Origin of the sequence: Leifsonia sp. NPDC058230 (genome assembly GCF_042882245.1) — a bacterium.
In the GTDB taxonomy this organism is placed as follows: Bacteria; Actinomycetota; Actinomycetes; order Actinomycetales; family Microbacteriaceae; genus Leifsonia.
Genome location: NZ_JBHVWM010000003.1, coordinates 176,085 through 202,708 on the forward strand (window position 1 = coordinate 176,085; position 26,624 = coordinate 202,708).

General features: G+C 67.6%; 28 protein-coding genes and 1 tRNA gene. 15 read left to right on the plus strand and 14 right to left on the minus strand.

Annotation, left to right across the window (positions count from 1 at the left end; translation table 11 throughout):
- Window positions 1–17 precede the first annotated feature (17 nt).
- Window positions 18–881, minus strand: coding sequence for a helix-turn-helix domain-containing protein (locus ACFVV0_RS10660; RefSeq protein WP_387062278.1), 864 nt, complete (start codon window positions 879–881; stop codon window positions 18–20).
- 101 nt (window positions 882–982) lie between these two features.
- Between ACFVV0_RS10660 and ACFVV0_RS10665 the strand changes: the two genes are divergently transcribed.
- Entirely contained in the window at window positions 983–1,852 is an 870-nt protein-coding gene (locus tag ACFVV0_RS10665) for an aldo/keto reductase family oxidoreductase (protein WP_387062281.1), read from the plus strand.
- A 307-nt stretch (window positions 1,853–2,159) separates the two neighbouring features.
- Here the strand turns inward: ACFVV0_RS10665 and ACFVV0_RS10670 are convergent, their stop codons facing one another.
- Together ACFVV0_RS10670 and ACFVV0_RS10675 are read right to left on the minus strand one after the other, a co-directional pair.
- Entirely contained in the window at window positions 2,160–2,921 is a 762-nt protein-coding gene (locus ACFVV0_RS10670) for a response regulator transcription factor (protein ID WP_387062284.1), read from the minus strand.
- Between the two features lie 215 nt (window positions 2,922–3,136).
- Window positions 3,137–3,209: transfer RNA gene (locus ACFVV0_RS10675), tRNA-Lys, on the minus strand.
- 58 nt (window positions 3,210–3,267) lie between these two features.
- Here ACFVV0_RS10675 and ACFVV0_RS10680 point away from each other — a divergent pair.
- The 3 genes from ACFVV0_RS10680 to ACFVV0_RS10690 all read left to right on the plus strand — a co-directional run bounded on the left by ACFVV0_RS10680 (window position 3,268) and on the right by ACFVV0_RS10690 (window position 5,459).
- Window positions 3,268–3,897 (plus strand): DNA-directed RNA polymerase subunit beta, encoded by a 630-nt coding sequence (locus tag ACFVV0_RS10680; protein WP_387062287.1) that lies wholly within the window; start codon window positions 3,268–3,270, stop codon window positions 3,895–3,897.
- Window positions 3,898–4,173: 276 nt separating this feature from the next.
- On the plus strand, window positions 4,174–4,734 hold the full coding sequence (gene sigK, locus ACFVV0_RS10685; protein WP_387063534.1) for an ECF RNA polymerase sigma factor SigK: 561 nt from the start codon (window positions 4,174–4,176) through the stop codon (window positions 4,732–4,734).
- A complete protein-coding gene (locus ACFVV0_RS10690) occupies window positions 4,731–5,459 on the plus strand; it encodes an anti-sigma factor domain-containing protein (RefSeq protein WP_387062290.1) in 729 nt (242 codons plus the stop codon). Before sigK ends, ACFVV0_RS10690 begins: the two co-directional genes overlap by 4 nt.
- Before the next feature lie 25 nt (window positions 5,460–5,484).
- On the opposite strand, the gene pstB is transcribed toward ACFVV0_RS10690, so the two are convergent.
- From pstB to ACFVV0_RS10730, 8 genes are all read right to left on the minus strand, one after another.
- On the minus strand, window positions 5,485–6,264 hold the full coding sequence (pstB, locus tag ACFVV0_RS10695) for a phosphate ABC transporter ATP-binding protein PstB (RefSeq protein WP_387062293.1): 780 nt from the start codon (window positions 6,262–6,264) through the stop codon (window positions 5,485–5,487).
- A 36-nt stretch (window positions 6,265–6,300) separates the two neighbouring features.
- The gene (gene pstA / locus ACFVV0_RS10700; protein ID WP_387062296.1) at window positions 6,301–7,386 is read right to left on the minus strand and encodes a phosphate ABC transporter permease PstA; all 1,086 of its coding nucleotides are present in this window, start codon (window positions 7,384–7,386) and stop codon (window positions 6,301–6,303) included.
- Window positions 7,386–8,333 (minus strand): phosphate ABC transporter permease subunit PstC, encoded by a 948-nt coding sequence (gene pstC, locus ACFVV0_RS10705; protein ID WP_387062299.1) that lies wholly within the window; start codon window positions 8,331–8,333, stop codon window positions 7,386–7,388. Before pstC ends, pstA begins: the two co-directional genes overlap by 1 nt.
- A gap of 95 nt (window positions 8,334–8,428) precedes the next feature.
- Window positions 8,429–9,523 carry a phosphate ABC transporter substrate-binding protein PstS gene (gene pstS / locus ACFVV0_RS10710; RefSeq protein ID WP_387062302.1) on the minus strand — a complete coding sequence of 365 codons (1,095 nt, stop codon included), beginning with the start codon at window positions 9,521–9,523 and terminating at the stop codon, window positions 8,429–8,431.
- Between the two features lie 178 nt (window positions 9,524–9,701).
- Window positions 9,702–10,637: an NUDIX domain-containing protein gene (locus ACFVV0_RS10715; protein WP_387062304.1), complete on the minus strand. Its 936-nt coding sequence runs from the start codon at window positions 10,635–10,637 to the stop codon at window positions 9,702–9,704.
- Window positions 10,634–12,832: an RNA degradosome polyphosphate kinase gene (locus ACFVV0_RS10720; protein WP_387062307.1), complete on the minus strand. Its 2,199-nt coding sequence runs from the start codon at window positions 12,830–12,832 to the stop codon at window positions 10,634–10,636. The genes ACFVV0_RS10715 and ACFVV0_RS10720 overlap by 4 nt, the downstream gene beginning before the upstream one ends.
- 45 nt (window positions 12,833–12,877) lie before the next feature.
- The gene (gene mshD / locus ACFVV0_RS10725; RefSeq protein WP_387062310.1) at window positions 12,878–13,813 is read right to left on the minus strand and encodes a mycothiol synthase; all 936 of its coding nucleotides are present in this window, start codon (window positions 13,811–13,813) and stop codon (window positions 12,878–12,880) included.
- Window positions 13,782–14,474 (minus strand): DNA-binding response regulator, encoded by a 693-nt coding sequence (locus tag ACFVV0_RS10730; RefSeq protein WP_387062312.1) that lies wholly within the window; start codon window positions 14,472–14,474, stop codon window positions 13,782–13,784. The genes mshD and ACFVV0_RS10730 overlap by 32 nt, the downstream gene beginning before the upstream one ends.
- Before the next feature lie 85 nt (window positions 14,475–14,559).
- Between ACFVV0_RS10730 and ACFVV0_RS10735 the strand changes: the two genes are divergently transcribed.
- The 3 genes from ACFVV0_RS10735 to ACFVV0_RS10745 all read left to right on the plus strand — a co-directional run bounded on the left by ACFVV0_RS10735 (window position 14,560) and on the right by ACFVV0_RS10745 (window position 16,766).
- Window positions 14,560–14,871: a hypothetical protein gene (locus ACFVV0_RS10735; RefSeq protein WP_387062315.1), complete on the plus strand. Its 312-nt coding sequence runs from the start codon at window positions 14,560–14,562 to the stop codon at window positions 14,869–14,871.
- Window positions 14,872–15,036: 165 nt separating this feature from the next.
- Entirely contained in the window at window positions 15,037–15,633 is a 597-nt protein-coding gene (locus tag ACFVV0_RS10740; RefSeq protein ID WP_387063536.1) for an FABP family protein, read from the plus strand.
- Window positions 15,633–16,766: a YgfZ/GcvT domain-containing protein gene (locus ACFVV0_RS10745; protein WP_387062318.1), complete on the plus strand. Its 1,134-nt coding sequence runs from the start codon at window positions 15,633–15,635 to the stop codon at window positions 16,764–16,766. The genes ACFVV0_RS10740 and ACFVV0_RS10745 overlap by 1 nt, the downstream gene beginning before the upstream one ends.
- Before the next feature lie 15 nt (window positions 16,767–16,781).
- Here the strand turns inward: ACFVV0_RS10745 and ACFVV0_RS10750 are convergent, their stop codons facing one another.
- Complete coding sequence (locus tag ACFVV0_RS10750) at window positions 16,782–17,618, minus strand: class I SAM-dependent methyltransferase (RefSeq protein WP_387062321.1); 837 nt, start codon at window positions 17,616–17,618, stop codon at window positions 16,782–16,784.
- Window positions 17,619–17,688: 70 nt separating this feature from the next.
- Here ACFVV0_RS10750 and ACFVV0_RS10755 point away from each other — a divergent pair, with 70 nt between their 5' ends.
- Both ACFVV0_RS10755 and ACFVV0_RS10760 read left to right on the plus strand, forming a co-directional pair.
- Entirely contained in the window at window positions 17,689–18,438 is a 750-nt protein-coding gene (locus ACFVV0_RS10755) for a phosphoglyceromutase (protein WP_387062324.1), read from the plus strand.
- Between the two features lie 92 nt (window positions 18,439–18,530).
- A complete protein-coding gene (locus ACFVV0_RS10760) occupies window positions 18,531–18,869 on the plus strand; it encodes a 2'-5' RNA ligase family protein (protein WP_387062327.1) in 339 nt (112 codons plus the stop codon).
- 97 nt (window positions 18,870–18,966) lie between these two features.
- Here ACFVV0_RS10760 and phoU read toward each other — a convergent pair whose 3' ends face one another.
- Window positions 18,967–19,623 carry a phosphate signaling complex protein PhoU gene (gene phoU, locus ACFVV0_RS10765; RefSeq protein WP_387062329.1) on the minus strand — a complete coding sequence of 219 codons (657 nt, stop codon included), beginning with the start codon at window positions 19,621–19,623 and terminating at the stop codon, window positions 18,967–18,969.
- Between the two features lie 192 nt (window positions 19,624–19,815).
- Between phoU and ACFVV0_RS10770 the strand changes: the two genes are divergently transcribed.
- The gene (locus ACFVV0_RS10770; protein WP_387062332.1) at window positions 19,816–20,970 is read left to right on the plus strand and encodes a sensor histidine kinase; all 1,155 of its coding nucleotides are present in this window, start codon (window positions 19,816–19,818) and stop codon (window positions 20,968–20,970) included.
- A complete protein-coding gene (locus tag ACFVV0_RS10775) occupies window positions 20,967–21,650 on the plus strand; it encodes a response regulator (protein ID WP_387062335.1) in 684 nt (227 codons plus the stop codon). The genes ACFVV0_RS10770 and ACFVV0_RS10775 overlap by 4 nt, the downstream gene beginning before the upstream one ends.
- Window positions 21,651–21,736: 86 nt before the next feature.
- Here the strand turns inward: ACFVV0_RS10775 and ACFVV0_RS10780 are convergent, their stop codons facing one another.
- On the minus strand, window positions 21,737–22,240 hold the full coding sequence (locus tag ACFVV0_RS10780) for a hypothetical protein (RefSeq protein WP_387062337.1): 504 nt from the start codon (window positions 22,238–22,240) through the stop codon (window positions 21,737–21,739).
- A 159-nt stretch (window positions 22,241–22,399) separates the two neighbouring features.
- Here ACFVV0_RS10780 and ACFVV0_RS10785 point away from each other — a divergent pair, with 159 nt between their 5' ends.
- Genes ACFVV0_RS10785 through rlmB form a run of 4 tightly spaced genes read left to right on the plus strand, consistent with a single transcriptional unit; the run spans window position 22,400 to window position 26,624 of the window.
- Window positions 22,400–22,882, plus strand: a complete 483-nt coding sequence (locus tag ACFVV0_RS10785; protein ID WP_021763858.1) for a CarD family transcriptional regulator — start codon at window positions 22,400–22,402, stop codon at window positions 22,880–22,882.
- 18 nt (window positions 22,883–22,900) lie between these two features.
- Window positions 22,901–24,088 (plus strand): 2-C-methyl-D-erythritol 4-phosphate cytidylyltransferase, encoded by a 1,188-nt coding sequence (gene ispD, locus ACFVV0_RS10790; protein WP_387062341.1) that lies wholly within the window; start codon window positions 22,901–22,903, stop codon window positions 24,086–24,088.
- 53 nt (window positions 24,089–24,141) lie between these two features.
- Entirely contained in the window at window positions 24,142–25,566 is a 1,425-nt protein-coding gene (gene cysS, locus ACFVV0_RS10795) for a cysteine--tRNA ligase (RefSeq protein ID WP_387062344.1), read from the plus strand.
- Window positions 25,563–26,624 carry a 23S rRNA (guanosine(2251)-2'-O)-methyltransferase RlmB gene (gene rlmB, locus ACFVV0_RS10800; RefSeq protein WP_387062347.1) on the plus strand — a complete coding sequence of 354 codons (1,062 nt, stop codon included), beginning with the start codon at window positions 25,563–25,565 and terminating at the stop codon, window positions 26,622–26,624. The genes cysS and rlmB overlap by 4 nt, the downstream gene beginning before the upstream one ends.

The following is a 26,624-nucleotide window of genomic DNA, read 5'->3' on the forward strand; positions in this document are numbered from 1 at the left end:
GCAATCGGCCGAGAGCGTCAGGCCTGCCGATCGGCTGAGCGCGGCCTCGAGCCGGCCGGGCCCATCCCGGATTCTGCGGCCGACCCCAGCAGGGCGAGCAGTCCGGCCGCGTCCGAGCCGCGCTCGGCGTGATAGATCGCGAGGAGCTGGCCGTCCGTTCCTCCGATGGCGAGTTTCTCCCGCCGTAGCCGGAGGTCGCCGACCTCCGGGTGATGGATGAGCACGGGCGCGCCTTCGTGGGACTGGACGTCGTGGCGTGCCCAGAGTTGCCGGAACCGCTCGCTCTCCAGGGAGAGCTCGCCGACCAGCTGTACGAATCCGGGGTCTTTGGTGTCGGTTCCGACCGACGTGCGAAAACCGGCGACCAGGCCGGCCGTGGCCTGGTCCCATTCAGGGTAGAGGGCGCGTTCCGCCTCATCCAGGAAGATCGACCGGAGGCGGTTCGTTCCGACGGCGAGAGCGGGCGAGAGCGCGACCGCAAGCCGGTTGGAGGCGAGAACGTCGAAGTACCGCCCCTCGACGAAGGCCGGAAGGTCGATGGTGTTCAGCAGCTGCAGGATCCCGGTCGGAACGACCTCGCGGCGCTGCCCGGACGGCGTTCGCGGGTGCGCCTGCACCAGGCTGACGAGGTACCCCGTCGCGGCCGCGTCGAGCTGGAGCACGTGCGCTATCGCCTCGACGACCTGGAGCGAGGGGTTGCGGTCGCGGCCCTGTTCGAGGCGCAGGTAGTAGTCGGAGCTGATCCCGGCGAGCATGGCCACCTCTTCGCGCCGTAGCCCCGCGACCCGGCGGATGCCCGCGACCGGGATGCCCACATCTTCCGGCTGCACCAGCTCGCGGCGGGCCTTGAGGTAGTCGCCCAGTGCGTTCGCATCCGCCATATCCCTACGCTAACCCGCCTGCGCCGAGGATGCCTGGCCCTCTCACTCCTAGGAACGACGGGGTACTCCCGCCGCGGGCGAAGCAGCAGCAGAGTGGAGGCATGGAATCTACAGCTCTTGCCGGGGGCACCTTCTCCCTCACCGATGACCTCGCTCTGACCCGCATCGGCTACGGCGCGATGCAGCTGGCCGGCCCGCACGTCTTCGGCCCGCCCGCCGATCGCGCCGCGGCTGTGGCCGTGCTGCGCGAGGCGGTCGAGCTCGGCATCACCCACATCGACACCGCCGACTTCTACGGCCCGCACGTGACGAACCAGATCATCCGTGAGGCGTTGCATCCGTATCCCGAAGACGTTCGGATCGTGACCAAGATCGGCTCGGTGCGCGACGACGAGGGCAACTGGGTGCAGACCCTCACCCGTGAGTCCCTGCGGCAGAGCGTGCTCGACAACCTCGTCAACCTCGGCGTGGACGCCCTCGACGTGGTGAACCTGCGCGTCGGCGGTTTCGAGCGCCCGACCCCCGGGTCGATCGCCGAGCCCTTCACCATCCTCGCCGAACTGCAGCGGGAGGGGCTCGTCAAGCACCTCGGAATCAGCACGGTCGACGCGGAGCAGGTGGCCGAAGCGCAGGCGATCGCTCCGATCGTGACCGTGCAGAACTTCTACAACATCGCCAACCGCCAGGACGACGCCCTGATCGATTCGCTCGCTGCGCAGGGGATCGCCTACGTCCCGTACTTCCCGCTCGGCGGCTTCTCCCCGCTCCAGTCCGACACCCTCACCCGCGTGGCTGCGCGGCTCGGATCGTCACCGATGTCGGTCGCCCTGGCCTGGCTGCTGCAGCGTTCGCCGAACATCCTGCTGATCCCGGGCACCTCGTCGGTGGCGCACCTGCGCGAGAACGTCGCCGGCGCAGCGCTCGAGTTGCCGGCGGATGCGGTCGACGAGCTGAACGCCATCGCCGGCTGACCCCGGCTTCCGGATGCGCGCTCCCGGCCTCAGGAGGCGCGCGGGCCGAGCATCCGCTCCAGCAGGGCGCGCAGGTCGACCTGCTCGGCAGCTCTGCGGGCCGCTCGTCTCCAACTCGCGGGCAGCGGCCAGGGCTCGGTCACCGCGCGCGAGATCCTGGCGGAACTGCCCGCCCTGACGCAGGCGATCACGGCGGGTACGTTCACCGTCGACGCGCATCCGGTGCCCCTCGCAGCCGTCGAACAGGCGTGGGCGGATGCGCGCACCTCGACGAGACGGATCGCGCTGACCCCGCAGCCCTAGCCGTTCACTCGCTCGGGGTCCCGAGAGGGGCGCGAAGGCCGTGCTCGTACGCGTAGACCACCAGCTGGACCCGCGAGCTGAGGCCCAGCTTCGACAGAATGCTCGTGAGGTGCGTCTTCACCGTCGATTCTTCGATGTGGGCTGAGCGAGCAACTTCGGCGTTGCTCATTCCGCGCACCACGAGCTCGAAGATGTCTTGCTCGCGGCTTGACAGCCGACCGAACGAGGCGGCGGCGTCTGGGCGAGGCACCGGCGCAGTCGTAGCGGCCGCCTCGGTCGTGGAATTGCCGACACGTGCACGTCTGGCGCGGATTCTATGAGACAAGAACCACAGATAGCCTGTCGCAAGCAGGCCGACGACACTCCAGATGGCGAACCCCTGCGACACTTCCGGTGATTCTGCGGTCTTCCCATTGATGGTGCCCCAGATCCCGGACAGCGACAGCGATGGCCACGTGAGAAGCGCGGCGGCTGCGACAGCCCAGACGCATGCTGCAACGAGGCCGACGAGTCGAACCTGTGATCGATTCGACGCGAAAAGGCCTGCTGCGACGAGGAGCAGCCCGAGGTAGGCGACCCAGCTGATTTGGGAGAAGCGAGTCGGCCAGAACAACAGCTGCAGCGCAAGCAGGAGAGTCACCAGAACGAGAGAGGTCGACGCGGTGATTCTCGCGATGGCGATTGCGATGGCGATACCGATCGCGATCAGCACGGCGTACGGATTCGTGTCGAATGTCTCCGTGCGCAACGGAACGACATCAACCACCTTTCCCGCCAAGCACCACCATGCTGCTAGGAACGCGGCCGCAACCGCGAATGGGAGCCAATCCGAGACTCGGAAACGAACAGAGCGCATGCTGCGACAGTAGAGGCGCTGCCGCCTACGCGCCTGCATCTCAACGTATGTTCCGACCATTGGGCGGCGACGATCGCACCAAAGTCGGACACCTGCGACGAGTGGGACGGCGAGCGTTCACTAGGTGGGCCCGGTGGGGCTCGAACCCACGACCCGCGGATTAAAAGTCCGATGCTCTGCCAACTGAGCTACAGGCCCATACGTGTCTAATCTATCGTGGATTTGGTTACCGCCGTGCCGGGCGGAGAATGGACACATGACCGAGCATTTCCACAAGCCGACCAACTTCCCGAGCGGGATGTTCGAGGCGTTCATGGGTGGGGAGGATCCGGCGCAGATCAGCCGGGTGGCGCACGAGACCGCGCACGCGCTGCTGTCGCGGGTGCGTGAAGACCCCGACTCCGACGTGGTCGACAAACTCGTCTCCTTCACGGATACGCACGGCATCGACGCGATCGCGGAACTCTGGTCGCGCTCCAACGCGAAAAGCCTGCCGGGTGCCCTGTGGCGCATCTACCTGTTGCGGCTGCTGATCCGGCAGGATGCCGAGGGCACGAGCTACCTGTTCCAGCGGGGCACTGAGGTCGTCTCCACGATCGACCCCGTGGTCGCGGGAGCCTCGGCGCCGACCGGGCCGGCGGAGATCACCGAGCTGGCCGACCGCATCCTGAGGGGGCTGTTCGAGGGCGACTTCGCCGTCGCGCTCGACCGCGCGGCCGCGTTCTGCCGGGTGACGGCGGCGGGATGCGCATCCGTCGCCGACGACCAGGACACGACCCAGCCCGAGCGGGCGAGCGAGCTGACGACACGCGCACTGCGGTTCTCGCGCACCGCGGAGGAGCTGACATCGTGCGCCCGGCTGTGGCGGCACGAATCGCTCGACTGAGGTGAGCGGGCGACCCGGCGTGAGCCGACGTCAAGCCCGGGCGGACGCAGCCATGTTCTCGGCCCGCGAACGCCACGCCGCGTGATCGGTGCTGCGCTCGGGTAAACTTATTGACTGCCGGGCCGCAGTAACCCCGGGCTCCAAAATCAGCCGCTTCGAGCGGCCTCGCGCCGAGAGGCGTTCTGCGGCCCGGCTTTTCCTTTGCCCGGGGCGTTTCACTCCGAAGCATCCGCGGACTGCAATGCTGGTGCCGTGCGCGAAGAGGACGGAGACGACGTGGATGACACCATCGCTGTCGATCTCGACGGTCTTCTCATGCAGACGGCCACGGGCGACCAGGCCGCCTTCTCCGAGCTCTACGACAACACGGCGGCTCGGGTTCTCGGCCTCATCCGCCGTGTGATGATCGACGCCGCACAGTCGGAGGAGGTCGCCCAGGAGGTGTTCCTGGAGGTCTGGCAATCCGCTGCGCGGTTCGATCCGAATAAGGGACGAGCGCTGACGTGGATCATGACGATGGCCCATCGACGCGCGATCGACCGCATCCGTTCAGCGCAGGCCTCGCGGAACCGGGACAGGGTCGTCGGACTCCGTGATCTCCCCACGGCGTACGACCAGGTCGCCGAGACCGTCGAGGTGCGCGTCGAGCACGAGAGGGTGGAGGAGGCCATGGCGACGCTGTCGGACGCCCAGCGCGACGCGGTCACCCTCGCCTACTTCGGCGGCTACAGCCAGAGCGAGGTCGCAGACAGACTCGGCATCCCGCTGGGTACAGCGAAAACACGGCTGCGCGATGCGATGATACGGCTGAGAAAAGAGCTGGGGGTGACGAGATGACCGATCGAGACGGCCGCTCGCCGCGCCTCGGCTACGAGCTCGGCGCGCACGACGACGACGAGGCCCGCGACTTCGAAGCGACCGCGTCCGAACTCGGGCTCCGTGCCGATCCGGTGACGCCGCCCGCGTCGCTCAAGGCGGACCTGTTCGCGAAGCTCGCCTCGACCCCGCAACTCGCGCCGATCGACGCGACTGACGAGGCGACGAACGGTGAAGCCGCCCCGGATGCGCGCCCCGCCGAAGCCACGGCCCGCGCGCGCTGGTTCACCCGTCCGATCGCGATCGTGGCCGCCGCAGCAGCTGCGGTCGTGATCTTCATCGGTGGAGCACTTCTCGGCAGCACGATCGCCGGCAACAACTCCTTCGAGGTGCAGCAGGCGTCCGCGCTCGCCGCGATCAATGCCGCTCCGGATGCGCAGCGCACGACCGCGGACGTCGCGGGCGGCGGAACGGCGACGCTCGTCTGGTCGGGGAGTCTCGGCCGGTCCGCGCTGATCGCGAAGGACCTGCCCAGCCTGCCGAGCGACAAGACCTACGAACTCTGGTACATCCGGGACGGCAAGGCCACCGCGGCCGGAACCATGACTCCCACCTCCGGCGACTCGGCCACCTGGCGGGTCCTCGACGGAACGATCTCCGACGGCGACACCGTCGGCGTCACCGTCGAACCGCGCGGCGGCTCCGAGCAGCCGACCACCCAGCCCATCGTGGCCATCGACTCCTGACAGCGTTCCAGGCCGGGGGAGTGGATCAGCCGAAGCGGCCGGACACGTAGTCCTCGGTCGCCTGCACCGACGGGTTCGAGAAGATCAGGTTGGTGTCGTTGTACTCGATGAGCTTGCCCGGCTTGCCGGTGCCCGCGATGTTGAAGAAGGCGGTGCGGTCGGAGACGCGCGACGCCTGCTGCATGTTGTGCGTGACGATCACGATCGTGTAGTCGTTCTTGAGCTCTTCGATCAGGTCCTCGATGGCGAGGGTCGAGATCGGGTCGAGCGCCGAGCACGGCTCGTCCATCAGCAGCACATCGGGGGAGACGGCGATGGCGCGCGCGATGCAGAGGCGCTGCTGCTGCCCGCCCGAGAGCCCCGAGCCGGGGAGCGCGAGACGGTCCTTGACCTCGTTCCAGAGGTTCGCACCCTGCAGCGACGCCTCGACGAGCTCGTCGGACTCGTTCTTCGACATGCGACGGTTGTTGAGCTTCACGCCGGCGAGCACGTTGTCGCGGATCGACATCGTGGGGAACGGATTGGGACGCTGGAAGACCATCCCGACCTGACGGCGCACGAGCACCGGGTCGACGCCGGGGCCGTACAGGTTGTTGCCGTCGATGTTGACCTCGCCCTCGACGTACGCGCCGGGGATCACCTCGTGCATGCGGTTGAGCGTGCGCAGGAAGGTGGACTTGCCGCATCCGCTCGGCCCGATGAACGCGGTGACCGTGCGGGGTTCGATCTTGAGGGAGACATCCTCGACGGCCTTGAAGTTGCCGTAGTAGACGTTGAGGTCGGAGACTTCGATGCGCTTGGACACTATGGGTTCCTTGGGTTTGGCAGGACGGTGCGGGGGTCAGCGGCCGTACTTGGGGGCGAAGATCTTGGCGATGATGCGGGCGATGAGGTTCAGCAGCATCACGATGATGATGAGGGTGAGGGCGCCCGTCCAGGCGCGGTCGATGGACGCTTGCGCGTGCAGGCCGGCCGCCTGGGTGTACTGGGTGTAGACGAACACCGGAAGGGTCATCATCCGGTCGGAGAAGAGGTCGTAGTTCATGCTGGTGGTGAAGCCGGCGACGATGAGCAGCGGGGCGGTCTCACCGATGACGCGGGCGATCGAGAGCATGATGCCCGTGGTCAGGCCGGCGAGGGAGGTCGGCAGCACGATCTTCAGGACGGTCAGCCACTTGGGCACGCCCAGCGCGTACGAGGCCTCCCGCAGCTCGTTCGGGACGAGTCGCAGGATCTCCTCGCTCGAGCGCACGACCACGGGGATCATCAGCACCGACAGTGCGATGGATCCCATGAAACCGCTCCGGATGCCCGGGCCGAAGAAGAGCGCGAACAGCGCGTACGCGAACAGGCCGGCGACGATCGAGGGGATGCCCGTCATCACGTCGACGAAGAAGGTGATTCCGCGGGCGAGCATCCCGCGACCGTACTCGACCAGGTAGATCGAGGTGAGCAGACCGATCGGCACCGAGATGATCGCGGCCATCAGGGTGACCAGGAGGGTTCCGACGATCGCGTGGAGCGCGCCGCCGCCGTCGCCGATGACGTTGCGCATCGACTCCGAGAAGAACGTGATGTCGAATCGCGCGAGACCGCTGGCGATCACGGTGTACATGAGCGAGATCAACGGCAGGAGCGCGATGATGAAGGCCGTCGCGACGAGCGAGGTGACCAGGCGGTCCTTCGCCTTGCGCGAACCCTCGACCAGCAGGGAGGTGCAGAAGATCACGACGTCGAACAGCACGGTCCCGAAGAAGATCGCGCCGACGATGTTGAAGTCCTTGGTCGCGCCGCTGGCGGCCAGGATGGCGAAGACCGCGCCGAACACGATCCAGGACCCGACCAGCATCATCCACGCGGAGCCGCGGGGAAGCTTGCCCGTTGTCAACGAGTTGGTCATCGGGCGGTTCAACGTCGCGGTGGTCATCAGTTCGCTCCCGAGAAGGCCTTGCGGCGGTTGACGATGTAGCGGGCGAGCATGTTGATCAGCAGGGTGACCACGAACAGCACGAGACCGGATGCGATGAGCGCGTTGGTGGAGATCCCGGTGGCTTCAGGGAACTGCAGCGCGATGTTGGCAGCGATCGTGTTGGGGCTCTGCGCCTGGAGTACGGCGAACTTCACGATGAGGGCGGGCGAGAGCACCATCGCGATGGCGAGTGTCTCACCCAGCGCCCGGCCGAGGCCGAGCATGATGGCGGAGATGATGCCCGAGCGGGCGAACGGCAGCACCGCCATCCTCACCATCTCCCAGCGGGTGGCGCCGAGCGCGAGCGCGGCCTCCTCGTGCAGTCGCGGGGTCTGCAGGAAGACTTCGCGGCAGATCGCGGTCATGATCGGGATGACCATCACGGCCAGCACGATGGCGGCGGTGAGGATGGTGCGGCCCGTGCCGGACACGGGCGGTGCGAAGAAGGGGATCCAGCCGAGGTTCTCGCCGAGCCAGACGTAGAACGGCTGCACGAAGGTCGCGAGGGTCGCGATGCCCCACAGGCCGAACACGACCGACGGCACCGCGGCGAGCAGGTCGATGATGTAGCCGAGCGTCTGGGCGACGCGGCGGGGCGCGTAGTGCGAGATGAAGAGCGCGATGCCGATCGAGAGCGGCGTCGCGATGATCAGGGCGATGAGGGCGGCCCAGATGGTTCCGAAGACGAGCGGCCAGACGTAGGTCCAGAAGTTGGGCGCATCGTTGGGGAGCTCGCCGGGCTTGGCCGTCAGGGCGGGGATGCTCTGGACGATGAGGAAGACTGCGACAGCGGCGAGCACTGCGAGGATCAGCGAGCCTGCGACGACGGTGCTGGTGGAGAAGACGCGGTCACCGAGGCGGATCTTCGCCTTCGGCTTGATGGCACCTGCGGTTCCGGCAGTCATTCCTTGCTTTCTCTCATCGGGTGTGGGAGGAGTGGGGCTGATGCGCCGCTCGGCTCGGGGTGCTCACGCATCCCGAGCCGAGCGGTCAGGGAGTGCTACTTGATGCTAGCGACAGCCTTGGTGACCTTCGAGGCGAGGTCGGTCGACAGCGGAGCCGAACCGGCCTGCTCGGCGGCAGCCTTCTGAGCGGCTTCCGTCACGATGTAGTTGACGTAGCCCTTGACCAGGTCGGCCTTGGCCGAGTCCTGGTACTCCTGGCAGGCGATCACGTAGCTGACGAGCACCAGCGGCCAGGCACCCTTGGAGGTGTCCTTGCGGTTGATCTGGATGGCCAGGTCGTTGGCCTCGCGGCCCGAGGCGATCGGCGACGCGGCGACGACAGCGGCAGCACCGTCGGCGCTGATCTTCTCGAAGTTGTCTCCGACCTTGAGCTGCGCGATGCTGAGGCCGGCGGAACCGGACTCGTCGATGTAGGTAATCGAGTTCTTCGCGTTCTTCGTGGCGTCTGCGACACCAGAGGTGCCCTTCGCAGCGTCACCGACCTGGAACGGGAAGGTCTGTCCGGACGGGGCCGTCCAGACGTCGGGGGCGTTGGCCGAGAGGTACTCGGTGAAGTTCTGCGTGGTGCCCGAGTCGTCGGAGCGGTGCACGACCGTGATGGCGTCCGAGGGGAGCGTGGCGCCGGAGTTCAGTGCCGCGATCTTCGGGTCGTTCCAGGTCGTGATCTTGCCGCTGAAGATGCCGGCGATGGTCGCGGCGTCGAGCTTCAGGTCCTTGACGCCGTCGACGTTGTACGCGATGGCGATCGGGGAGATGTAGACGGGGAGGTCGATGCCCTTGGTCCCGGCGGCGCACAGGGCGAAGTCGCCCGCGAGCTCGGTGTCCTTGAGGGCGGCGTCCGAGCCGGCGAAGTCGGCTGCACCGGAGATGAAGCTGGTGCGGCCCGCGCCCGAACCCTGCGGGTCGTAGTTGACGGTGACCTTGGGGTTCTCCTGCTGGAAGCCGGCGATCCAGGTGGTCTGTGCGGCGCCCTGCGCCGACGAGCCGATGCCGTTCAGGGTGCCGGAGAGGTTCGACGGGGCGGCCGTCGTGGTCGACGGGGTGCTGCCCTCGTTCGACGCACACGCCGTGAGAGAGATGGCAGCTGCGGCCAGGATGGCCAGAGGAGCGCCAAGACGCTTGAGTTTCACAGTTGTCCCTTCCGGGGATCAGTAACAACAGGACGGGGTCGGTGCGACCCGCGTGCGACGCTATTCCCGGTGTCTGACCAGAGTCCCCCGCAGCGGTAAACGGGAGGTTAACGAGGGGTGTGCTCTTGGGGTGGAAGGCTGTGAACCCGGCAAGTGGATACGGGGGATTCGGGATTCGTCAGGCGACGGGTTCGTAGGTCTCGATCGCGATGATCCCCGAGCTGGGGTTGGTCGCAGAGAGATGTACGACGGAGAAGCCGCCGGTGTCGAGGTCGGCGGCGTCGCTGAGGTACGCGCCCGGCATCGTGCCGGTGGCGAGCGCGATCTCGCGCATGATCTCGGGCAGAACGGGACCGTGGGTGCACAGCACCGCTGTCTTGCGGGAGCGCACGCGCTTGCCGATGATCTCCCTGACCCGGCCTTGGCCCGCTTCGTATGCGTCCTGGCTGATCCCCTCGTCGCGCCGCGCCTTGATGCCGGTGGACGCGGCCAGCGGAGCGACGGTGGCGACACAGCGCACGGCGTCGCTGGTGACAATGCGGCGCGGGCGCCAGGCCTCGATGGTGGGCACATCCGTCGCTGCCTGCTTCACACCCCGCGCAGTGAGAGGGCGCGAGGCGTCATCGCCGCTCCAGGTACCGCGGGGGGCCGCCTTTCCGTGGCGCAGGGCGATGATCGCGAAGGTGGTGGTGACCCCTTCAGCGACGAGTTTGGCGAAGGCCTCGAGGATCTCGAGGTCGCGCTCATAGGTGAGGTAGCCGCGAGCCTTCTTGAGCGTGACCCACTCGATCGCGGCGATCTCACTGTTGGGCACGAACGTGGAGCGGGCGATGGCGTCGTCGGTGACCTCGCCCGCCCAGTAGTGCACGATCTTGTCGCGGCCGCTCGCAAGCGGGTAGGTCGAGACGCCGAGCGGAACCCCGAGCGCGATGCGCAGCCCGGTCTCCTCGGCGATCTCCCGCACGGCCGTCTGGGGCAGGGTCTCGCCCGGGTCGACCTTTCCCTTGGGGATGGTCACATCGCCGTACTTCGCCCGGTGCACCACGAGCACGACGATCTTCTCGTCCACGATGCGCCAGCAGACGGCACCCGCGGCGTAGATGGCCGAGTTCACCGCCTCGTGCCTGTGCGGGTCGTGCGCGGACGGTGGCTGAGCTGCTGCATGAGCCTATTCTGCAGGTCGTCGAGCGGGTTGCCGTTCTCGTCGAGGTGGTGCCTGGTCCAGACCCCGTTCTCGTCGAGCGTCCACGCCGAGGTGCGGTCGTCGAACGCGCGGTCGAAGAGTGAGTCGAGCTCGGTGAGGTGTTCCGGATCGACGAGTCGTACGAGCGCTTCGACACGGCGGTCGAGGTTGCGGTGCATCATGTCCGCGCTGCCGATGTAGACCTGCGGGTCGCCGTCGTTGACGAACGAGAAGATGCGAGAGTGCTCCAGGTAGCGGCCGAGGATGGAGCGCACCCGGATGTTCGACGACAGTCCCGGCTGTCCCGGCTTCAGGCCGCAGATGCCCCGCACCCAGAGGTCGACGGGAACGCCGGCCTCGCTCGCCCGGTAGAGCGCGTCGATGATCGCCTCGTCGACGATCGAGTTGAGCTTGATGCGGATGCCCGACGGCTTGCCGGCCGCCGCGTTCGCCGTCTCGGTCTTGATCAGCTTGAGCAGTCCCTTGCGCAGGTGAAGAGGAGCGACGAGCAGCCGCTTGAACTTCTTCTCGATGGCGTAACCGGACAGCTCGTTGAACAACCGGGTGAGGTCTTTGCCCACCTGGTCGTCGGCGGTCAGCAGCCCCAGGTCTTCGTAGATGCGCGAGGTCTTCGGGTTGTAGTTGCCCGTGCCGATGTGGCTGTAGTGCTTGAGCACGCCCTTCTCCTGGCGCACGACGAGCGCGAGCTTGCAATGGGTCTTCAGCCCGACGAGACCGTAGACCACGTGCACGCCGGCCTTCTCGAGTTTGCGCGCCCACGAGATGTTGTTCTGCTCGTCGAATCGTGCCTTGATCTCGACCAGCGCGAGCACCTGCTTGCCCGATTCGGCCGCGTCGATGAGAGCCTCGACGATGGGACTGTCGCCGGAGGTGCGGTAGAGCGTCTGCTTGATGGCGAGCACGTGCGGGTCGGCAGCTGCCTGCTCGAGGAAAGCCTGCACACTCGTGGCGAACGACTCGTACGGGTGGTGCAGCAGCACGTCTTGCCGGGCGACCGCTGCGAAGATGTCGGGCTTGGCGTTGGGCTCGTTCGGCATGAGCTGCGGCGGGGTGGTCGGAACGTGGTTCGGGTAGTGCAGATCGGGCCGGTCGATCTTGGCGAGCACGAACAGGCCGCCGAGGTCGAGGGGCGACGGCAGCCGGTAGACCTCCTGCTCGGTCACGTCGAGCTCGCGGACGAGCAGTCCGAGCGTCACGTCGTCCATGTCGTCGGTGACTTCGAGCCGGATGGGCGGACCGAAGCGGCGGCGCAGGAGCTCGCGTTCGAGCGCCTGGATCAGGTTCTCCGTCTCGTCTTCGTCGACCTCGACATCTTCGTTGCGGGTGACCCGGAAGACGTGGTGGTCGAGAATCTCCATGCCGGGGAAGAGATCGCCGAGGTGGTTCGCGATGAGGTCTTCGAGCGCGATGAACCGCATCTGGTCGACCGTCTCGCGCTGGTCGATGCGCACGAAGCGCGGCAGCATCTGCGGCACCTTGAGGCGCGCGAACTGCTCTTTGCCCGTGCGCGAGTTGCGCACGCGCACCGACAGGTTGAGCGAAAGGCCGGAGATATAGGGGAACGGATGCGCCGGGTCGACGGCCAGCGGCATCAGTACCGGAAAGATCTGCTGAGAGAAGATCTCGCGCATCTGCGCGCGATCGGCCTCGTCGAGCTCCTCCCAGCGTGCCACCGTGATGCCGGCCTTCTCGAGCGCAGGGAGCACCTGGTCGCGGTAGACGGCGGCATGGCGGGTCTGGAGTTCGTGCGCCTTCTCGGAGATGTCGGCCAGCACATCCGTCGGCGCCCGGCCCACGTTGGTCGGCACGGCGAGACCGGTGAGGATGCGCCGTTTCAGCCCGGCGACGCGCACCATGAAGAATTCGTCGAGGTTCGTCGCGAAGATGGCGAGGAAGTTGGCGCGTTCGAGCGTCGGCAGCATCGGGTCTTCGGCCAACTCGAGCACCCGCTGGTTGAAGGCCAGCCAGCTGAGTTCGCGGTCGAGGTAGCGGTTCTCGGGCATGGTCGGATCGGGTTCGTAGACGAACGGCGCGAAGTCGTCGTCGAAGTCGCTGCCGAAACTGCCGCTCAGCCCGTTGTCGAGAAGGATGTTGTCGCCGTCCATCCCAACATCATCGCACCCGGCGGCGGAGGGGAGAACCGTCAGCGGTTAACTGTGGATAAACGGATCTGTGGACTCGATCGCGCGCCGGTACTGCACATCCACCGTGTGTTCCAGAAACCCCGCCGAACGGTAGAGGTGCACAGCCGTCTCGTTGTCCGCTTCGACGTACAGTCCCGCGTGCGTGCGTCCTCGGGCCGCGAGTCGCTCGAGACCGGCGCGCAGCAGCAGCCGGCCGAGCCCGCGGCCCGCGAGCGCCGCATCCACGCCGAGCACGTAGATCTCGCCCTCGGGGGAGTCCGGCTCGACCTTCACCCAGTCATAGCCGACGAGGCGACCGGATGCGTCACGCAGCATCAGCACATCGCCCGCGTCGAACCACGGCTCGGCCTGCCGCGCCCGCAGATCGTCGACGGTCAGCCTGCCCTGCTCCGGATGCCGGTCGAAGATGCGGGCGTTGAGCTCGACCCATTCCTCCTCGTCGCCCGGGCGCATGGGTCCGAGCGTGAATCCGCCCGGCAGCGCGTACGCGTGCCCGGCCGCATTGTCACCGGCATCGAGGGGCGCGACCAGGTGAAGCAGCGTGCGGACCAGTGCGAAGCCGTGGCGCTCGGCCAGCCGGCGCGCGGCCGGATGGTCGCCGTGAGACCACGCCGTCAATGTGCCGCGCGCGGTTGCGAGCAGTCCGCGCACCGACTGCTCGCCGTATCCCTTGCCGCGGAAGAGCGGGTCGATCACGAAGTCGAGCTCTCCACGCCCGAGTATCGCCGCACCGACCGGCCGCTCCAGCGGCTCCGTCGCGTCGCCCGTGGTGAGTCGCACGACGATCGGGGAGCGGCGGCCCGACTCGACGTCGAGCCGCGCCTGCTCGTTGAACGGGTCGTAGCCGTCGACGTCGATCGCGGCTGCCGCCACGTCGAAGAAGGATGCGCGCTGCGCCGGGTCGCCGAAGTCAGGGACGGAGAGGCGAAGGGAGTCGCTCATTGTCCTCTTCGTACACGTTGAAGCGGTAGCCGACATTGCGGACCGTTCCGATGAGGGACTCGAGGTCGCCCAGCTTTGCCCGCAGGCGCCTCACGTGCACGTCGACGGTTCGCGTACCGCCGAAGTAGTCGTACCCCCACACCTCGCTCAGCAGCTGCTCGCGCGTGAACACCCGCGACGGGTGCGTGGCGAAGAAGCGGAGGAGCTCGAACTCCTTGAAGGTCAGGTCGAGCTGACGGCCGTGCGCTTTGGCCGAGTAGCTGGCCTCGTCGATGGTGACGCCGGAGGCCTGGATCTTCGTCTGCGAGTGCTCCTGGGCCTGACGGCCGATCGCGAGCCGCACCCGGGCATCCACCTCGGCCGGCCCGGCCGTTTCGAGCACGACGTCGTTCACGCCCCAGTCGGCGCTGACCGCGGTCAGGCCGCCCTCGGTGAGCACCAGCAGCAGCGGAACGGTGATGCCCGTCGTCGTCAGGATCTTGCACAGCGACTTGGCGCTCGCGAGGTCGCGGCGCGCGTCGACGAAGATCAGATCGCAGCTCGGTGCGTTGACCAGAGAGGCCGGCTCCGCGGGGATCTGGCGCGTTCGGTGGCTGAGCAACGCGAGCGACGGCAGCACCTCCGCGTCTGGCGAAGAGGTGAGGATCAACAACTGCGCCACTCAAGCCTCCTGAACGTGCTGTGCCGCAATGCTACCCGAAATGCAATCGTCGCCTTTCCTCCTCCCGTCGGGGCACAATGGAGACGTGAGCGATGCGACGACCCCTTCCGAGTCCGGCACCGGACTGAGCCGCGGCGCCCGCTTTCTGAGCGTCGGGTCGATCTGGGTGCTCGCGCTGGTCTTCTCCATCGTGATCGGCACGATATCGCCGAGCGGCCAGTACGCATCCTGGCTGTCCCTGGCACTCGCGGCGTGCGTGGTCGCGAGCATGTGCGCCCAGCTGGCCACCCAGCAGAAGGACGGTTTCGTCAATCGGCTGGCGGCGAGCGTGTCGGGCGCGTTCGTGATCCTCGGCATCGCCGGGGCGGTCCTCGCCATCGTCGCCGCAGCGCGCTGATCCCGGCGTTAGACTCGTCTCATGCTGGTTGCCCTCGAACTCTTCTTCGTCGGACTCCTCGGTCTGGCCACGCTGGCCATCGCGGGAGTCTCCGTGGTCGTCGTCTACAACCTCTTCCGAGGGCAGCGCTAAGACCTCGCAGACATCATCGAGATCGGAGTGGCCTTGATCGAGATCCCCACCGACCTGCCCGCCGAACTGGTCCCGCTCTCCTGGTTGATCGGAGTGTGGGAGGGCACCGGCGTGCTCGACTATGCGATCGGCGAGGAGCACACGCAGCTCGAGTTCGGGCAGCGCATCAGCTTCAGCCACGACGGGCTGCCGTACCTCAGCTACACCTCGTTCAGCTGGAAGCTCGACGAGACCCACACCCCGCTCGCCACTGAGACCGGCTACTGGCGGCTCAGCCGCAAGCTGATCGAAGGCGACCAGGGCCCGGCGATGCTGCCGGGCGTAGGCGCTCAGCCCTTCACCACGGCACAGTCCGTCGAGGCCCTCCGCAACTCGCACGGCGGGTTCGACCTCGACGTCTCGATCCTGCATCCCGACGGCGTCGCCGAGGTCTACGTCGGCCAGGTGGCCGGCCCCCGCATCGACCTGGCGACGGATGCGGTGGTCCGCACCGCGGGCGCCAAGGAGTACACGGCCGCCACCCGTCTCTACGGCCTCGTCGAGAACCACCTGCTGTGGGCGTGGGACATCGCCGCACTCGGCCAGGAACTGCGAACCCACGCGTCCGGCCGGCTCGCGAAGGTCGACTGATGGCAGCCGACTCACCGTTCCTCTCCTTGCCCGCGGCGGTCGATGTGTCGAGCCTCGGTGCGGGGCACGACGCGGGCATCCCCGCTCACTACGGCAATCCGCTGGGGGAGCAGCGCGCGCTCGCCGAGGGTCGGGCGATCGTCGACCTCTCCGACCGCGCCGTGCTCAGCATCACCGGCCCCGACAGGCTCAGCTGGATCAACTCGATCACCAGCCAGAGCGTCACCGGGCTGCAGCCGGGGGAGTCGTCGGAGACGCTGCTGCTCGACGTCAACGGCCGCCTCGAGTACGCCGTCCGTCTGATCGAGGACGGCGAGACCCTCTGGTTGCTCGTCGAGCACGACGAGGCGGAGGGGCTGCTCGCCTGGCTGCAGAAGATGCGCTTCATGCTGCGGGTCGAACTCGCCGATCGCTCGGACGACCTCGCTACGATCGGCACGCTCGGCGAGCCCGCGCTTCCGATCGCGGCCCCCAACGGCGTTCCCCTCATCTGGCGCGACCCCTGGCACGCAGTGACAGCCGGCGGTCACCAGTATGCGCAGGGCGAGCATCCGGGAGCGTCCTGGTCGTGGAGCGAGCGACTGGTGCCGCGGGATGCGCTTCCGTCGATCGTGGCGCGCGTCACCGCAGGAGAGTTCCCCGTCGCCGGCCTGCTCGCGGTCGAGGCGCTCCGCATCGCCGCATGGCGTCCGCGCTTCGCCACCGAGGTCGACGAGAAGACGATTCCGCACGAGCTCGACTGGCTCCGCACCGCCGTGCACCTCACCAAAGGCTGCTACCGCGGCCAGGAGACGGTCGCCAAGGTGCACAACCTCGGGCATCCGCCGCGCCGACTCGTCATGCTGCACCTCGACGGCTCGGAGGGCGTGCATCCGGTACGCGGAAGCGTCGTCTCCCTCGACGGGCGCGAGATCGGGCTCGTCACCTCGAGTGCGCTGCACTACGAGTTGGGCCCGATCGCACTCGCGGTGGTGAAGCGTTCCGCGGATGCGGCGGCGACCCTCACGGTCGACGCCGACGGCACCGTGGTCGCGGCCGCACAGGAGGTCGTCGTGCCCCCGGAGGCCGGCGCCGAGGCCCACGTGCCGCGCCTGCCGCGACTCGGAGCGGTCACGCGGCAGCCACGCGCGTAGCCGCTGACCTGCGGGCTACGACCAGACGAAGCCGGAGGGAGCGACTGACGCCCAGTCGACGGTGAGCTCGCCGAGGCGCCAGCGCGACTTGTCCGCGCGCACCGGCCACCCGGCGTCGCGCAACCCGTTCGCGACCGCGATCCAGCGCTGGGTGGGACCGTACGCGGCGAGGGGCGAGTGGATGCGCCACAGCCGGTCGAGGTCGCGCATCAGGTCGTTCACGCGCTCGCCCGGGACGTTGCGGTGGATGAGCGCCTTCGGCAACCGCTCCGCCACGATCGACGGCGACTCGAGTGCGGTGAGGCGCAGGGAGATCGTGAGGTGCTGCGGCCCCTCGGCGGTCACATCCACCCAGCTGGCGATGCGGCCGATCTCGTCACAGGTGCCGTCGATGAGGACGCCGCCGGGCTGCAGGCGATCGACGAGACGCCGCCAGGCCGGCACCACTTCGGACTCGTCGTACTGGCGCAGCACGTTGAACGCTCTGATGACCGCGGGCCGGCGTGCGCCCGGCGTCGGAACCTCGAACCCGCCGAGCGCGAAGCCGATGCGCGCATCCGCGGCGAATCCGGTGCCGCCCGCACGCACGACGGCCAGCTGGTCGAGTGCCGTGAGCACCCGACCCGGCTCGATCTCCAGCCCGAGGATTTCGACATCCCGGCGCGTCTTCGCCAGCCGCTGGTGCAGCTCCAAGGCCGTCACACCGCTGGCGCCGTAGCCGAGATCGACGACGAGCGGGTCAGCCGTGCGACGGAGTGCGGGAAGCGTTCCGATCCAGCGATCGACACGGCGAAGGCGGTTCGTGTTGGTGGTGCCGCGGGTCACTGTGCCGATCGTGCCGCTCGCTGCCATGCATCCAGTGTGCCAAACGTGCAGTGGTGCACGTTTCAAGCCAGCTGTGAACGACCGGTAGATTGGAGGCATGGCCGCGCCTTACACACTGATCCTCCTCCGCCACGGCAACAGTGAGTGGAACCAGAAGAACCTGTTCACCGGATGGGTGGACGTCCGGCTGAGCGAGCAGGGTGTCGCCGAGGCGACGCGCGCCGGTGAACTGATCGCGGAGTCGGGACTCACGCCCGACATCCTGTACACGTCGGTGCTCACCCGTGCCATCCAGACCGCCGACATCGCCCTCGACGTGGCCGACCGGCTCTGGATCGACGTCAAGCGTTCCTGGCGCCTCAACGAACGTCACTACGGTGCGCTGCAGGGCCTCGACAAGGCGGAGACGCTGGAGAAGTACGGCCCCGAGCAGTTCCAGCTGTGGCGCCGCTCGTTCGACGTCCCGCCGCCGCCCATCGACGACGACAGCCCCTACTCGCAGGCGGGCGACCCGCGCTACGCCGGTCTCGGCGACCTCCTCCCGCGCACCGAGTGCCTGAAAGACGTGATCGCGCGGATGCTGCCCTACTGGGAGTCCGACATCACCGTCGACCTCGCGGCCGGCAAGACCGTGCTCGTCACCGCGCACGGCAACTCCCTGCGCGCCCTGGTGAAGCACCTCGACGGCATCTCCGACGACGACATCGCCGAGCTGAACATCCCGACCGGCATCCCGCTCGTCTACAAGCTCGACGCCGACTTCAAGCCGACCGAGCCGGCGCGCTACCTCGACCCCGAGGCGGCCGCCGCCGGCGCCGCCGCGGTCGCCGCGCAGGGAAAGAAGTAACGACGTCCAACCGTTTCGTCGTCGTCGCGTTCCTGACCGAGCGCGGCGACGACGTGTTTCCGGCGTCCGACTGGCCCCTTCACCTGACTGTGGTGCCGCCGTTCGAGATCGACCTCGGGCCGTTCACGGTGAGCGCAGGTGACGAAGCGCTCTTCGGCCCGCGGCGATCGGTGCCGGTGACGCTCATCCGACCCTCGACAGTGCTGTCGGAGCTGCACGACGCCCTGGTGGACGCCCTCGAGGAGGCCGGGGCGCGCATCCGGGATCAGAAGCACATCCGCGGGGGCTACCGCCCGCACGCGACCGTTCAGGGCTCGGCCCGCTTACGCGCCGGAGACTCGGTCGTGGTCGACTCGCTGGCGCTCGTCGATCGCGCACCGGCGGGCCTTCCCGGCTCGCGCCGGATCGCCGCGCTCATCCCGCTGCGCTGAAACGCAATCGAGTCCAGCCGAAATCCCCCTTCCGACAAGCGGATGAGGGGACTTCGGCTGGACTCGATTGCGTTGCGCGCGCGCGGGCGTCAGGACGTCAGGAGGCGAGCTCGGGAGCCCAGTCGCCGGTGCCGAGGTACTGGACCTTCTTGGCGATGGAGACGGCGTGGTCGGCGAAGCGCTCGTGGTAGCGGCTGGCGAGCGTGGCGTCGACGGTGTCGACGGCTTCGCCCTTCCAGGTCTCGCCGAGCACCTTGTCGAACACGCTCACGTGCAGCTCGTCGATCTCGTCGTCCTCGTTGCGGATCTCGTCCGCGAGGGCGAGGTCTTGGGTGCGCAGGAGCTCAGCGAGCTTCGTGGCGATCAGCACGTCGAGGCGGCCCATCTCCGCGAAGGTGCTGCGGAGGCTCTTCGGGACGACCTTGTCGGGAAAGCGGTAGCGGGCGAGCTGGGCGATGTGCTCGGCCATGTCGCCCATCCGCTCCAGCGACGCGCTGATGCGCAGCGCGCTGACGACGATGCGCAGGTCGCGGGCGACCGGCTGCTGTCGGGCGAGGATCTGGATGGACAACTCGTCGAGCAGCACCGTGAGCTCGTCGATCTTGTTGTCGTTGGCGATGACCTCTTCGGCGAGGGTGACATCGGACTTGTTGAAAGCCTGCGTCGCATTCTGGATGGAGATGACGACAAGTTCGGCGATCTCGACGAGACGGTCCTGAACTTCCTTCAGCTCCTGCTGGAATACTTCGCGCATGGGGGTAGGTCCTTCCTGGCGTGCGTGCGCACGCGAGATGCGCGGCCGTCTGGCCACGCTCAGCATGTTCCCTTCAACAGGTTAACGGTTGGTGCCCGCAGCCTGAACACTGTCTAAAGTACCCGCGAAACTGCGCGGCCAACGGTTCGTTCAGGTCGTGTTCATGTTGCGCGCGTGCGTACTCTTGGAATCATGGACTCCACCTGGTTGGTGCTGCTGTCTCTGGCACTCGGCCTCTTGGTCGGGGCCGGTTTCGTCTGGCTCCTTCATATCGCCGCTCGCCGTGGCGACCACGCCGTTCAGGTGGCGAGTCCGACCGTGCCCGACGGAGTCGATCAGGTGCTCGACGCACTCGAATCCGCGGGTGTCGTGCTCGACCCGTCGAACAACGTGATCAAAGCATCCCCGGGGGCGCATGCGATCGGCCTGGTCTGGAACGGCGCTCTCGTGCATCCGCATCTGGTCGAGCTCGTCGACCAGGTTCGCCGCACAGGTGAGCCGGTCACCGAGGACGCCGAGCTCGCTCGAGGACCGTTCGGGGATGCGAACATCAACTTGAGCGTGCGGGTCGCGCGGCTGGGAACCCGCTACATCCTGCTGCTGGCCGAGGACCGCACGGAGTCGTTCCGGCTGGAGACCGTGCGGCGCGACTTCGTCGCCAACATCAGCCACGAGCTCAAAACGCCGATCGGCGCGGTCGGGCTGCTCGCCGAGGCGCTGGACGACGCATCCGACGACCCGGCTCAGGTGCGACGGTTCGCAGCCAGACTCAGCGAAGAGGCGCACCGGCTCGCGCGCATCACCCAGGACATCATCGAGCTCAGCAGGCTGCAGGCGGCGGATGCGCTGAGCAACCCCGCGCGCCTCTCGGCCAACAAGGTGGTCACCGCAGCCATCGATCAGAACAAGGTCGCCGCCGAGGCGCGGCACATCGAGCTGGCGATGCGCGGGGAGAAGGGAGCCCAGGTGATCGGCAGCGAGGCCCTGCTCGTGACCGCCGTGCACAACCTGATCTCCAACGCCATCCAGTACTCGCCCGACGATTCGCGCGTGGGGATCGGCGTGCGCTCCATCGACGGAGTGGTCGAGATCGCGATCACGGATCAGGGGGAGGGCATCCCAGAGGACGATCTCGACCGCGTGTTCGAGCGGTTCTTCCGTGTCGACCAGGCCAGGTCGCGGCACACCGGCGGCACGGGCCTCGGCCTCGCGATCGTCAAGCACGCTGTGCAGAACCACGGCGGCGATGTGCGCGTCTGGTCGCAGCCCGGCCGCGGATCGACCTTCACCATCAGACTTCCCGAAGCATCAACCGTGTCCCGCCCCCCGATAGGAGAACCCAAGTGACATCCATCCTGCTCGTCGAGGATGAAGCCGCTCTGAGCGAGCCGCTCGCCTACCTTCTGAAGCGCGAGGGCTACGACGTGACCGTGGCAGAAGACGGCCCGACCGCGCTCGGCGAATTCGAGAAGGGCGGCTTCGACCTCGTGCTGCTCGACCTGATGCTGCCGGGGATTCCGGGAACAGAGGTCTGCCGTGAGATCCGCACCCGCTCATCGGTGCCGATCATCATGCTCACGGCGAAGGATTCCGAGGTGGACATCGTGGTCGGGCTCGAACTCGGCGCCGACGACTACGTGACCAAGCCGTACTCGTCGCGCGAGCTGCTCGCGCGCATCCGGGCCGTGATGCGTCGCCGGGTCGAGGCGGAGGAGTCGCTGGACGACGGCATCCTCGAAGCCGGGACGGTGCGGATGGACGTCGACCGTCACACGGTGGCCGTCAACGGCGGTGAGATCTCCATGCCGCTGAAGGAATTCGAACTGCTGGAGCTGCTCCTGCGCAATGCCGGTCGCGTGCTCACGCGTGGACAGTTGATCGACCGGGTGTGGGGGAGCGACTACTTCGGCGACACCAAGACGCTGGATGTGCACATCAAGCGCATCCGGTCGCGCATCGAGGAGAGTCCCTCCGACCCGACGATGCTGGTGACGGTCCGCGGGCTCGGCTACCGGTTCAACGGCTGACGTCTGCCGCCTGGGAGCAGACGCATGAGAGAGGGCCGGCATCCATCGCGAATGCCGGCCCTCTCGTGTATGCCTGTCGGCGTGGTCTAGCGGGTCTCGGGAATGATCGCCGGCGGAACGAGCGCCGAGTACTCGGGCAGCTGGCCGTCGAGCACGGGGACCTGCAGTTGCAGCCCGGTCTCGTCGCCGTACTGGAAGTAGACCTTGTAGAGGCTGCCCGGCTGCGCGCTGAAGTCGGGGAGGAAGACGTTGCCGCTCGCGGCCTTCGGGTTCTGCCCGACGAGCTTGACCTGGCCGGGCTGCACGGTGACCGCTGCGGTCGAGGTGGTGTTGTCGCCGGCCTTGATCGACAGGCGGTGGCTCTTCGAGTCGTTGTTCACGAGCGTCACGACCAGGTTGCCGACCTCGCCGTCTGCGCCGTCGGTGATGATGATGGCGTTGCGCACGTCGATCTGCCCGACGTTCCCGCTCACTCCGTCACTCGCGTCGTAGTGCTTCGTGGTGGCTTGCGGGGCGAACAGCCCGCAGCCCGTGGTTCCGAACGCGACTGCCAAAGCAAGGACGATGGTTGCCGCGACGCGAGCTTTCACTGATGACCCTCCAGATCGTTCCGCTGGCCGAATCAGCCGTGAGAGGAGCGGAATGCGCTTCGAGTTTAGCGTATGCGCGCGAGGGCCCAGGCGCGTGAGGGCGAACCTTAGCACGTGCCTCGTGTGGTATCCTAGTAGTTGCTGAAGGGACATCAATCTATGCTTTTCGAGGTTGGCGAAACCGTCGTTTACCCGCACCACGGGGCGGCAACGATCACCGAAGTCAAGAAACGAATCATCAAGGGTGAAGAGAAGCTATACCTCAAGCTCAACGTGACGCAGGGCGACCTCACCATCGAGGTTCCGGCTGAGAACGTCGACCTGGTCGGCGTTCGCGATGTCATCGGTAAAGAGGGGCTCGACCGCGTCTTCGAGGTGCTTCGCGCTCCGTTCACCGAGGAGCCCACCAACTGGTCCCGTCGCTACAAGGCGAACCTCGAGAAACTCGCCTCCGGCGATGTGATCAAGGTCTCCGAGGTCGTTCGCGACCTGTGGCGCCGCGACCAGGATCGCGGACTCTCCGCGGGTGAGAAGCGCATGCTTGCGAAGGCACGCCAGATCCTCATCTCCGAGCTGGCACTGGCAGAGAAGACCGACGACGAGAAGGCTTCCAGCCTGCTCGACGAGGTACTCGCTTCCTGACTCCCGTAATCTCGTGGCATGACGTCGAACGCTGTGCCACGGGTTTCGGTGATCGTCGTGGCCGCCGGCAGCGGCACACGCCTGGGCGCTGAGGTGCCCAAGGCGTTCGTCGCGCTCGGCGGCTCGACGCTGCTCGAACGATCGCTGCATGCCGTCGCCGGTATGCGCGAGCGTGCACAGCTGATCGTGGTGGCGCCAGAACCCCTGGTCTCTGAAGCGACTGCTCTCGCGTCCGCCGCGTTCGGCGGCGGGGCGACGGTCGTGCCCGGCGGCGAGACCCGCCAGCAATCGGTGGCACGCGGTCTGGCCGCGGTGGCCGACTCCGTCGAGGTCGTGCTCGTCCACGATGCCGCGCGGGCGCTCACTCCAAGCGCACTCTTCGACGCCGTCGTCGACGAAGTGGACGCGCGGGGTCACGGCGTCATCCCGGGACTTGCTGTCAGCGACACGATCAAGCGGGTCGGTGCCGCCGGAGACATCCACGAGACCGTCGACCGCTCCGTGCTGTCGGCCGTCCAGACCCCACAAGGCTTCCCCCGCACCGATCTCGTCGCCGCCTATGCGGCAGCGACCTCTGAGGAGACGGACGACGCCGGACTCGTGACCGCACTCGGCTTGGACGTGTCGGTCATCCCGGGTCACGAGCTCGCTTTCAAGGTCACCACACCCGCCGATCTCCGCCGTGCCGAGCTCGTTCTGCTCGATGAGAGCGGTACGAACGACGCACCCCTCCCGCGCATCGGGATCGGAACGGACACACACGGCTTCGATCCGTCGACCGAGCTCTGGCTCGCCGGCCTCCACTGGCCGGAGGAGGTCGGTCTGGCCGGCCACAGCGACGGGGATGCGGTCGCGCACGCGATCACGGATGCGCTGCTCTCGGCGTGCGGGCTCGGCGACATCGGCAGCGTGTTCGGCACGAGCGATCCGCGGTTCGTCGGCGCACACGGCGAGGTATTCCTCACGGAGACGCGGCGACGCGTCGAGGAGGCAGGATTCCGCATCGGGAATGTCTCGGTGCAGATCGTCGGCAACCGGCCCCGGTTCTCGCCGCGGCGCGCGGAGGCCGAGGTGCTGCTCACGAGCATCCTCGGCGCCCCGGTCTCGCTGACCGCGACGACGACGGACGGCTTGGGGTTCACGGGGCGCGGCGAGGGGATCGCGGCGGTCGCGACGGCGCTCGTCTTCCACAGCCCGAGTTACTGACATCATCGAGGAGGCGCGCCGCAGGACGGGGCTCGGCCCGTAGGCTGTATGCCGTGACTGTGCGACTCTACGACACGAAGGCCGCCGCCCTTCGAGACTTCATCCCGCTGCGCGAACGCGAAGTCGGCATGTACGTCTGCGGTCCCACCGTGCAGTCGTCGCCGCACATCGGGCATCTGCGTTCGGCGCTGGTCTACGATCAGCTGCGACGTTGGCTGAGCTATCGCGGCTACACCGTCACGCTCGTGCGCAATGTCACCGACATCGACGACAAGATCCTGAACGCCGCCCAGCTGGAACACAGCTCCGAGGAGTGGTGGGCGCTCGCCTACCGGGTCGAACTCGAGTTCACCGCGGGATACACGGCGCTGGGCATCCAGGCGCCCACGTACGAGCCGCGCGCGACCGCGAGCATCCCGCAGATGCAGGAGATCATCGCCCGGCTGATCGAACGCGGGCACGCCTATCCCGCACCAGACGGATCGGGCGACGTGTACTTCGACGTCCGCAGCTGGCCGGCCTACGGCGAGCTCACCCGGCAGAGCATCGAGAACATGGAGGCGGCGGCCGACGCCGATCCGCGGGCCAAACGCGATGCGCGCGACTTCGCGCTCTGGAAGGGGCGCAAAGTCGAAGAGCCGGAGTCGGCATCCTTCGCCTCGCCGTGGGGCGACGGCCGCCCGGGCTGGCACATCGAGTGCTCGGCCATGTCGCGTCGGTACCTGGGCGCCCAGTTCGACATCCACGGCGGCGGACTCGACCTGCGGTTTCCGCACCATGAGAACGAGATCGCCCAGTCGACGGCGGCCGGGGATGCGTTCGCCAACTACTGGGTGCACAACGGCCTCGTGAACGTGAACGGCCAGAAGATGAGCAAATCGCTCGGCAACTCCGTCTACGCATCCGACCTGCTCGGCGCAGCGCGTCCGCTCGTCGTGCGGTACTACCTGGGCTCCGCCCACTACCGCTCGACCATCGACTTCACCAGTACCTCGCTCGCCGAGGCCGAGGCGGCCCTCGATCGCATCGCCGGCTTCTTCGAGCGCGTCGACCGCCGGCTTGCATCGACACGCTTCGCGGGGAGCGGCGTCGAGGTGGTGCCGGAGGCGTTCGAGGAGGCGATGGACGACGACCTCGCCGTCCCACAGGCCCTCGCCGTGCTGCACGACACGATACGTACAGGAAACGCGGCACTCGATGCGGAAGACTTGGAAGCCGCAGCCACGGCTCGCGGGCACGCGCTCGCGATGACCGAGGTGCTCGGAATCAACCCGTTGTCCCCGCAGTGGAAGTCCGCCGGATCGTCGGCGGCCGACGCGGCACTCGCAGAACTCGTCGATCGGCTCCTCGCCGATCGGCAAGCCGCGCGGGCGGGCCGCGATTTCGGGGCCGCCGATCGCATCCGCGACGAACTCACGAGCGCGGGAATCACTATCGAAGACACCCCGACGGGGTCGCATTGGAGCATTGAACAATGAAGAACTCGGGTGGAAAGCCCCGTGCCGGGGCCGTGCGCAAAAGCCGCAAGGGACCCCAGGTCGGGTCGGGCGGTCAGGGGCGACAGGCGCTCGAGGGCAAGAAGCCGACGCCGAAGGCCGAGGACCGGCCATATCACCCCGCGGGCAAGGCCAAGGCCGCCCGCGAGCGATACGCGGCCGCCGGTGGAAAGGGCAAGCCTGCGCAGCAGCGGCGGGACGACGGCTACGGGCGGGCGCCCAGCCGCGCCGGTGGCGACACGGGCCGGGGCGCATCCGGGGCCTCGCGGCGTCCGAAGAGCGGCGACGAGACCGAGGTGGTCACCGGCCGCAACTCGGTGCTCGAAGCGCTGCGCGCGAACATCCCCACCACTGCGCTCTACATCGCAGCCCGGGTCGAAGTGGATGAGCGGGTCAAGGAGATCCTGACGATCGCGACCGGCAAGGGCATCCCGATCCTCGAGGTGATGAGGCCGGAGCTCGACCGTCTCGCCGGACGCGACTCGGTGCACCAGGGCGTGGCGCTGAAGGTTCCGCCGTACGAGTACGCGCATCCGGTCGACCTGCTCGAGCTCACCCTGCGCAAGGGGCAGACACCGCTGTTCGTCGCGCTCGACGGCATCACCGACCCGCGCAACCTCGGCGCGATCATCCGATCGACCGCGGCGTTCGGTGGCCACGGTGTGATCATCCCGCAGCGCCGCTCGGTCGGCATGACCGCATCGGCCTGGAAGACCTCGGCCGGCGCGGCTGCACGCACTCCCGTCGCGATGGCCGCGAACCTTACGCAGACCCTCAAGACCTTCAAAGAGGCAGGAGTCTTCGTGCTCGGGCTCGACGGCGGTGGCGACGTGCAGCTTCCCGGTCTGTCGTTCGCCGACCGCCCCGTCGTGGTGGTCGTCGGCAGCGAAGGCAAAGGACTCTCCCGTCTGGTGACCGACACCTGTGACGCGATCGTCTCCATTCCGATCACCGCCACCACGGAGTCGCTCAACGCGGGCATCGCGACGAGCGTGACGCTCTACGAGATCGCCAAACTCCGGGCCGAAGCGAAGAAGTAG

Coding starts and splice junctions, on each gene's coding strand:
- ACFVV0_RS10745 (WP_387062318.1), top strand. CDS start 15,633: ATGGCAGCCGACTCACCGTTCCTCTCCTTGCCCGCGGCGGTCGATGTG.
- ACFVV0_RS10665 (WP_387062281.1), top strand. CDS start 983: ATGGAATCTACAGCTCTTGCCGGGGGCACCTTCTCCCTCACCGATGAC.
- mshD (WP_387062310.1), bottom strand. CDS start 13,813: ATGAGCGACTCCCTTCGCCTCTCCGTCCCTGACTTCGGCGACCCGGCG.
- phoU (WP_387062329.1), bottom strand. CDS start 19,623: ATGCGCGAAGTATTCCAGCAGGAGCTGAAGGAAGTTCAGGACCGTCTC.
- ispD (WP_387062341.1), top strand. CDS start 22,901: ATGACGTCGAACGCTGTGCCACGGGTTTCGGTGATCGTCGTGGCCGCC.
- ACFVV0_RS10660 (WP_387062278.1), bottom strand. CDS start 881: ATGGCGGATGCGAACGCACTGGGCGACTACCTCAAGGCCCGCCGCGAG.
- ACFVV0_RS10690 (WP_387062290.1), top strand. CDS start 4,731: ATGACCGATCGAGACGGCCGCTCGCCGCGCCTCGGCTACGAGCTCGGC.
- rlmB (WP_387062347.1), top strand. CDS start 25,563: ATGAAGAACTCGGGTGGAAAGCCCCGTGCCGGGGCCGTGCGCAAAAGC.
- ACFVV0_RS10720 (WP_387062307.1), bottom strand. CDS start 12,832: ATGGACGGCGACAACATCCTTCTCGACAACGGGCTGAGCGGCAGTTTC.
- ACFVV0_RS10680 (WP_387062287.1), top strand. CDS start 3,268: ATGACCGAGCATTTCCACAAGCCGACCAACTTCCCGAGCGGGATGTTC.
- ACFVV0_RS10770 (WP_387062332.1), top strand. CDS start 19,816: ATGGACTCCACCTGGTTGGTGCTGCTGTCTCTGGCACTCGGCCTCTTG.
- ACFVV0_RS10755 (WP_387062324.1), top strand. CDS start 17,689: ATGGCCGCGCCTTACACACTGATCCTCCTCCGCCACGGCAACAGTGAG.
- pstA (WP_387062296.1), bottom strand. CDS start 7,386: ATGACCACCGCGACGTTGAACCGCCCGATGACCAACTCGTTGACAACG.
- ACFVV0_RS10785 (WP_021763858.1), top strand. CDS start 22,400: ATGCTTTTCGAGGTTGGCGAAACCGTCGTTTACCCGCACCACGGGGCG.
- pstC (WP_387062299.1), bottom strand. CDS start 8,333: ATGACTGCCGGAACCGCAGGTGCCATCAAGCCGAAGGCGAAGATCCGC.
- ACFVV0_RS10750 (WP_387062321.1), bottom strand. CDS start 17,618: ATGGCAGCGAGCGGCACGATCGGCACAGTGACCCGCGGCACCACCAAC.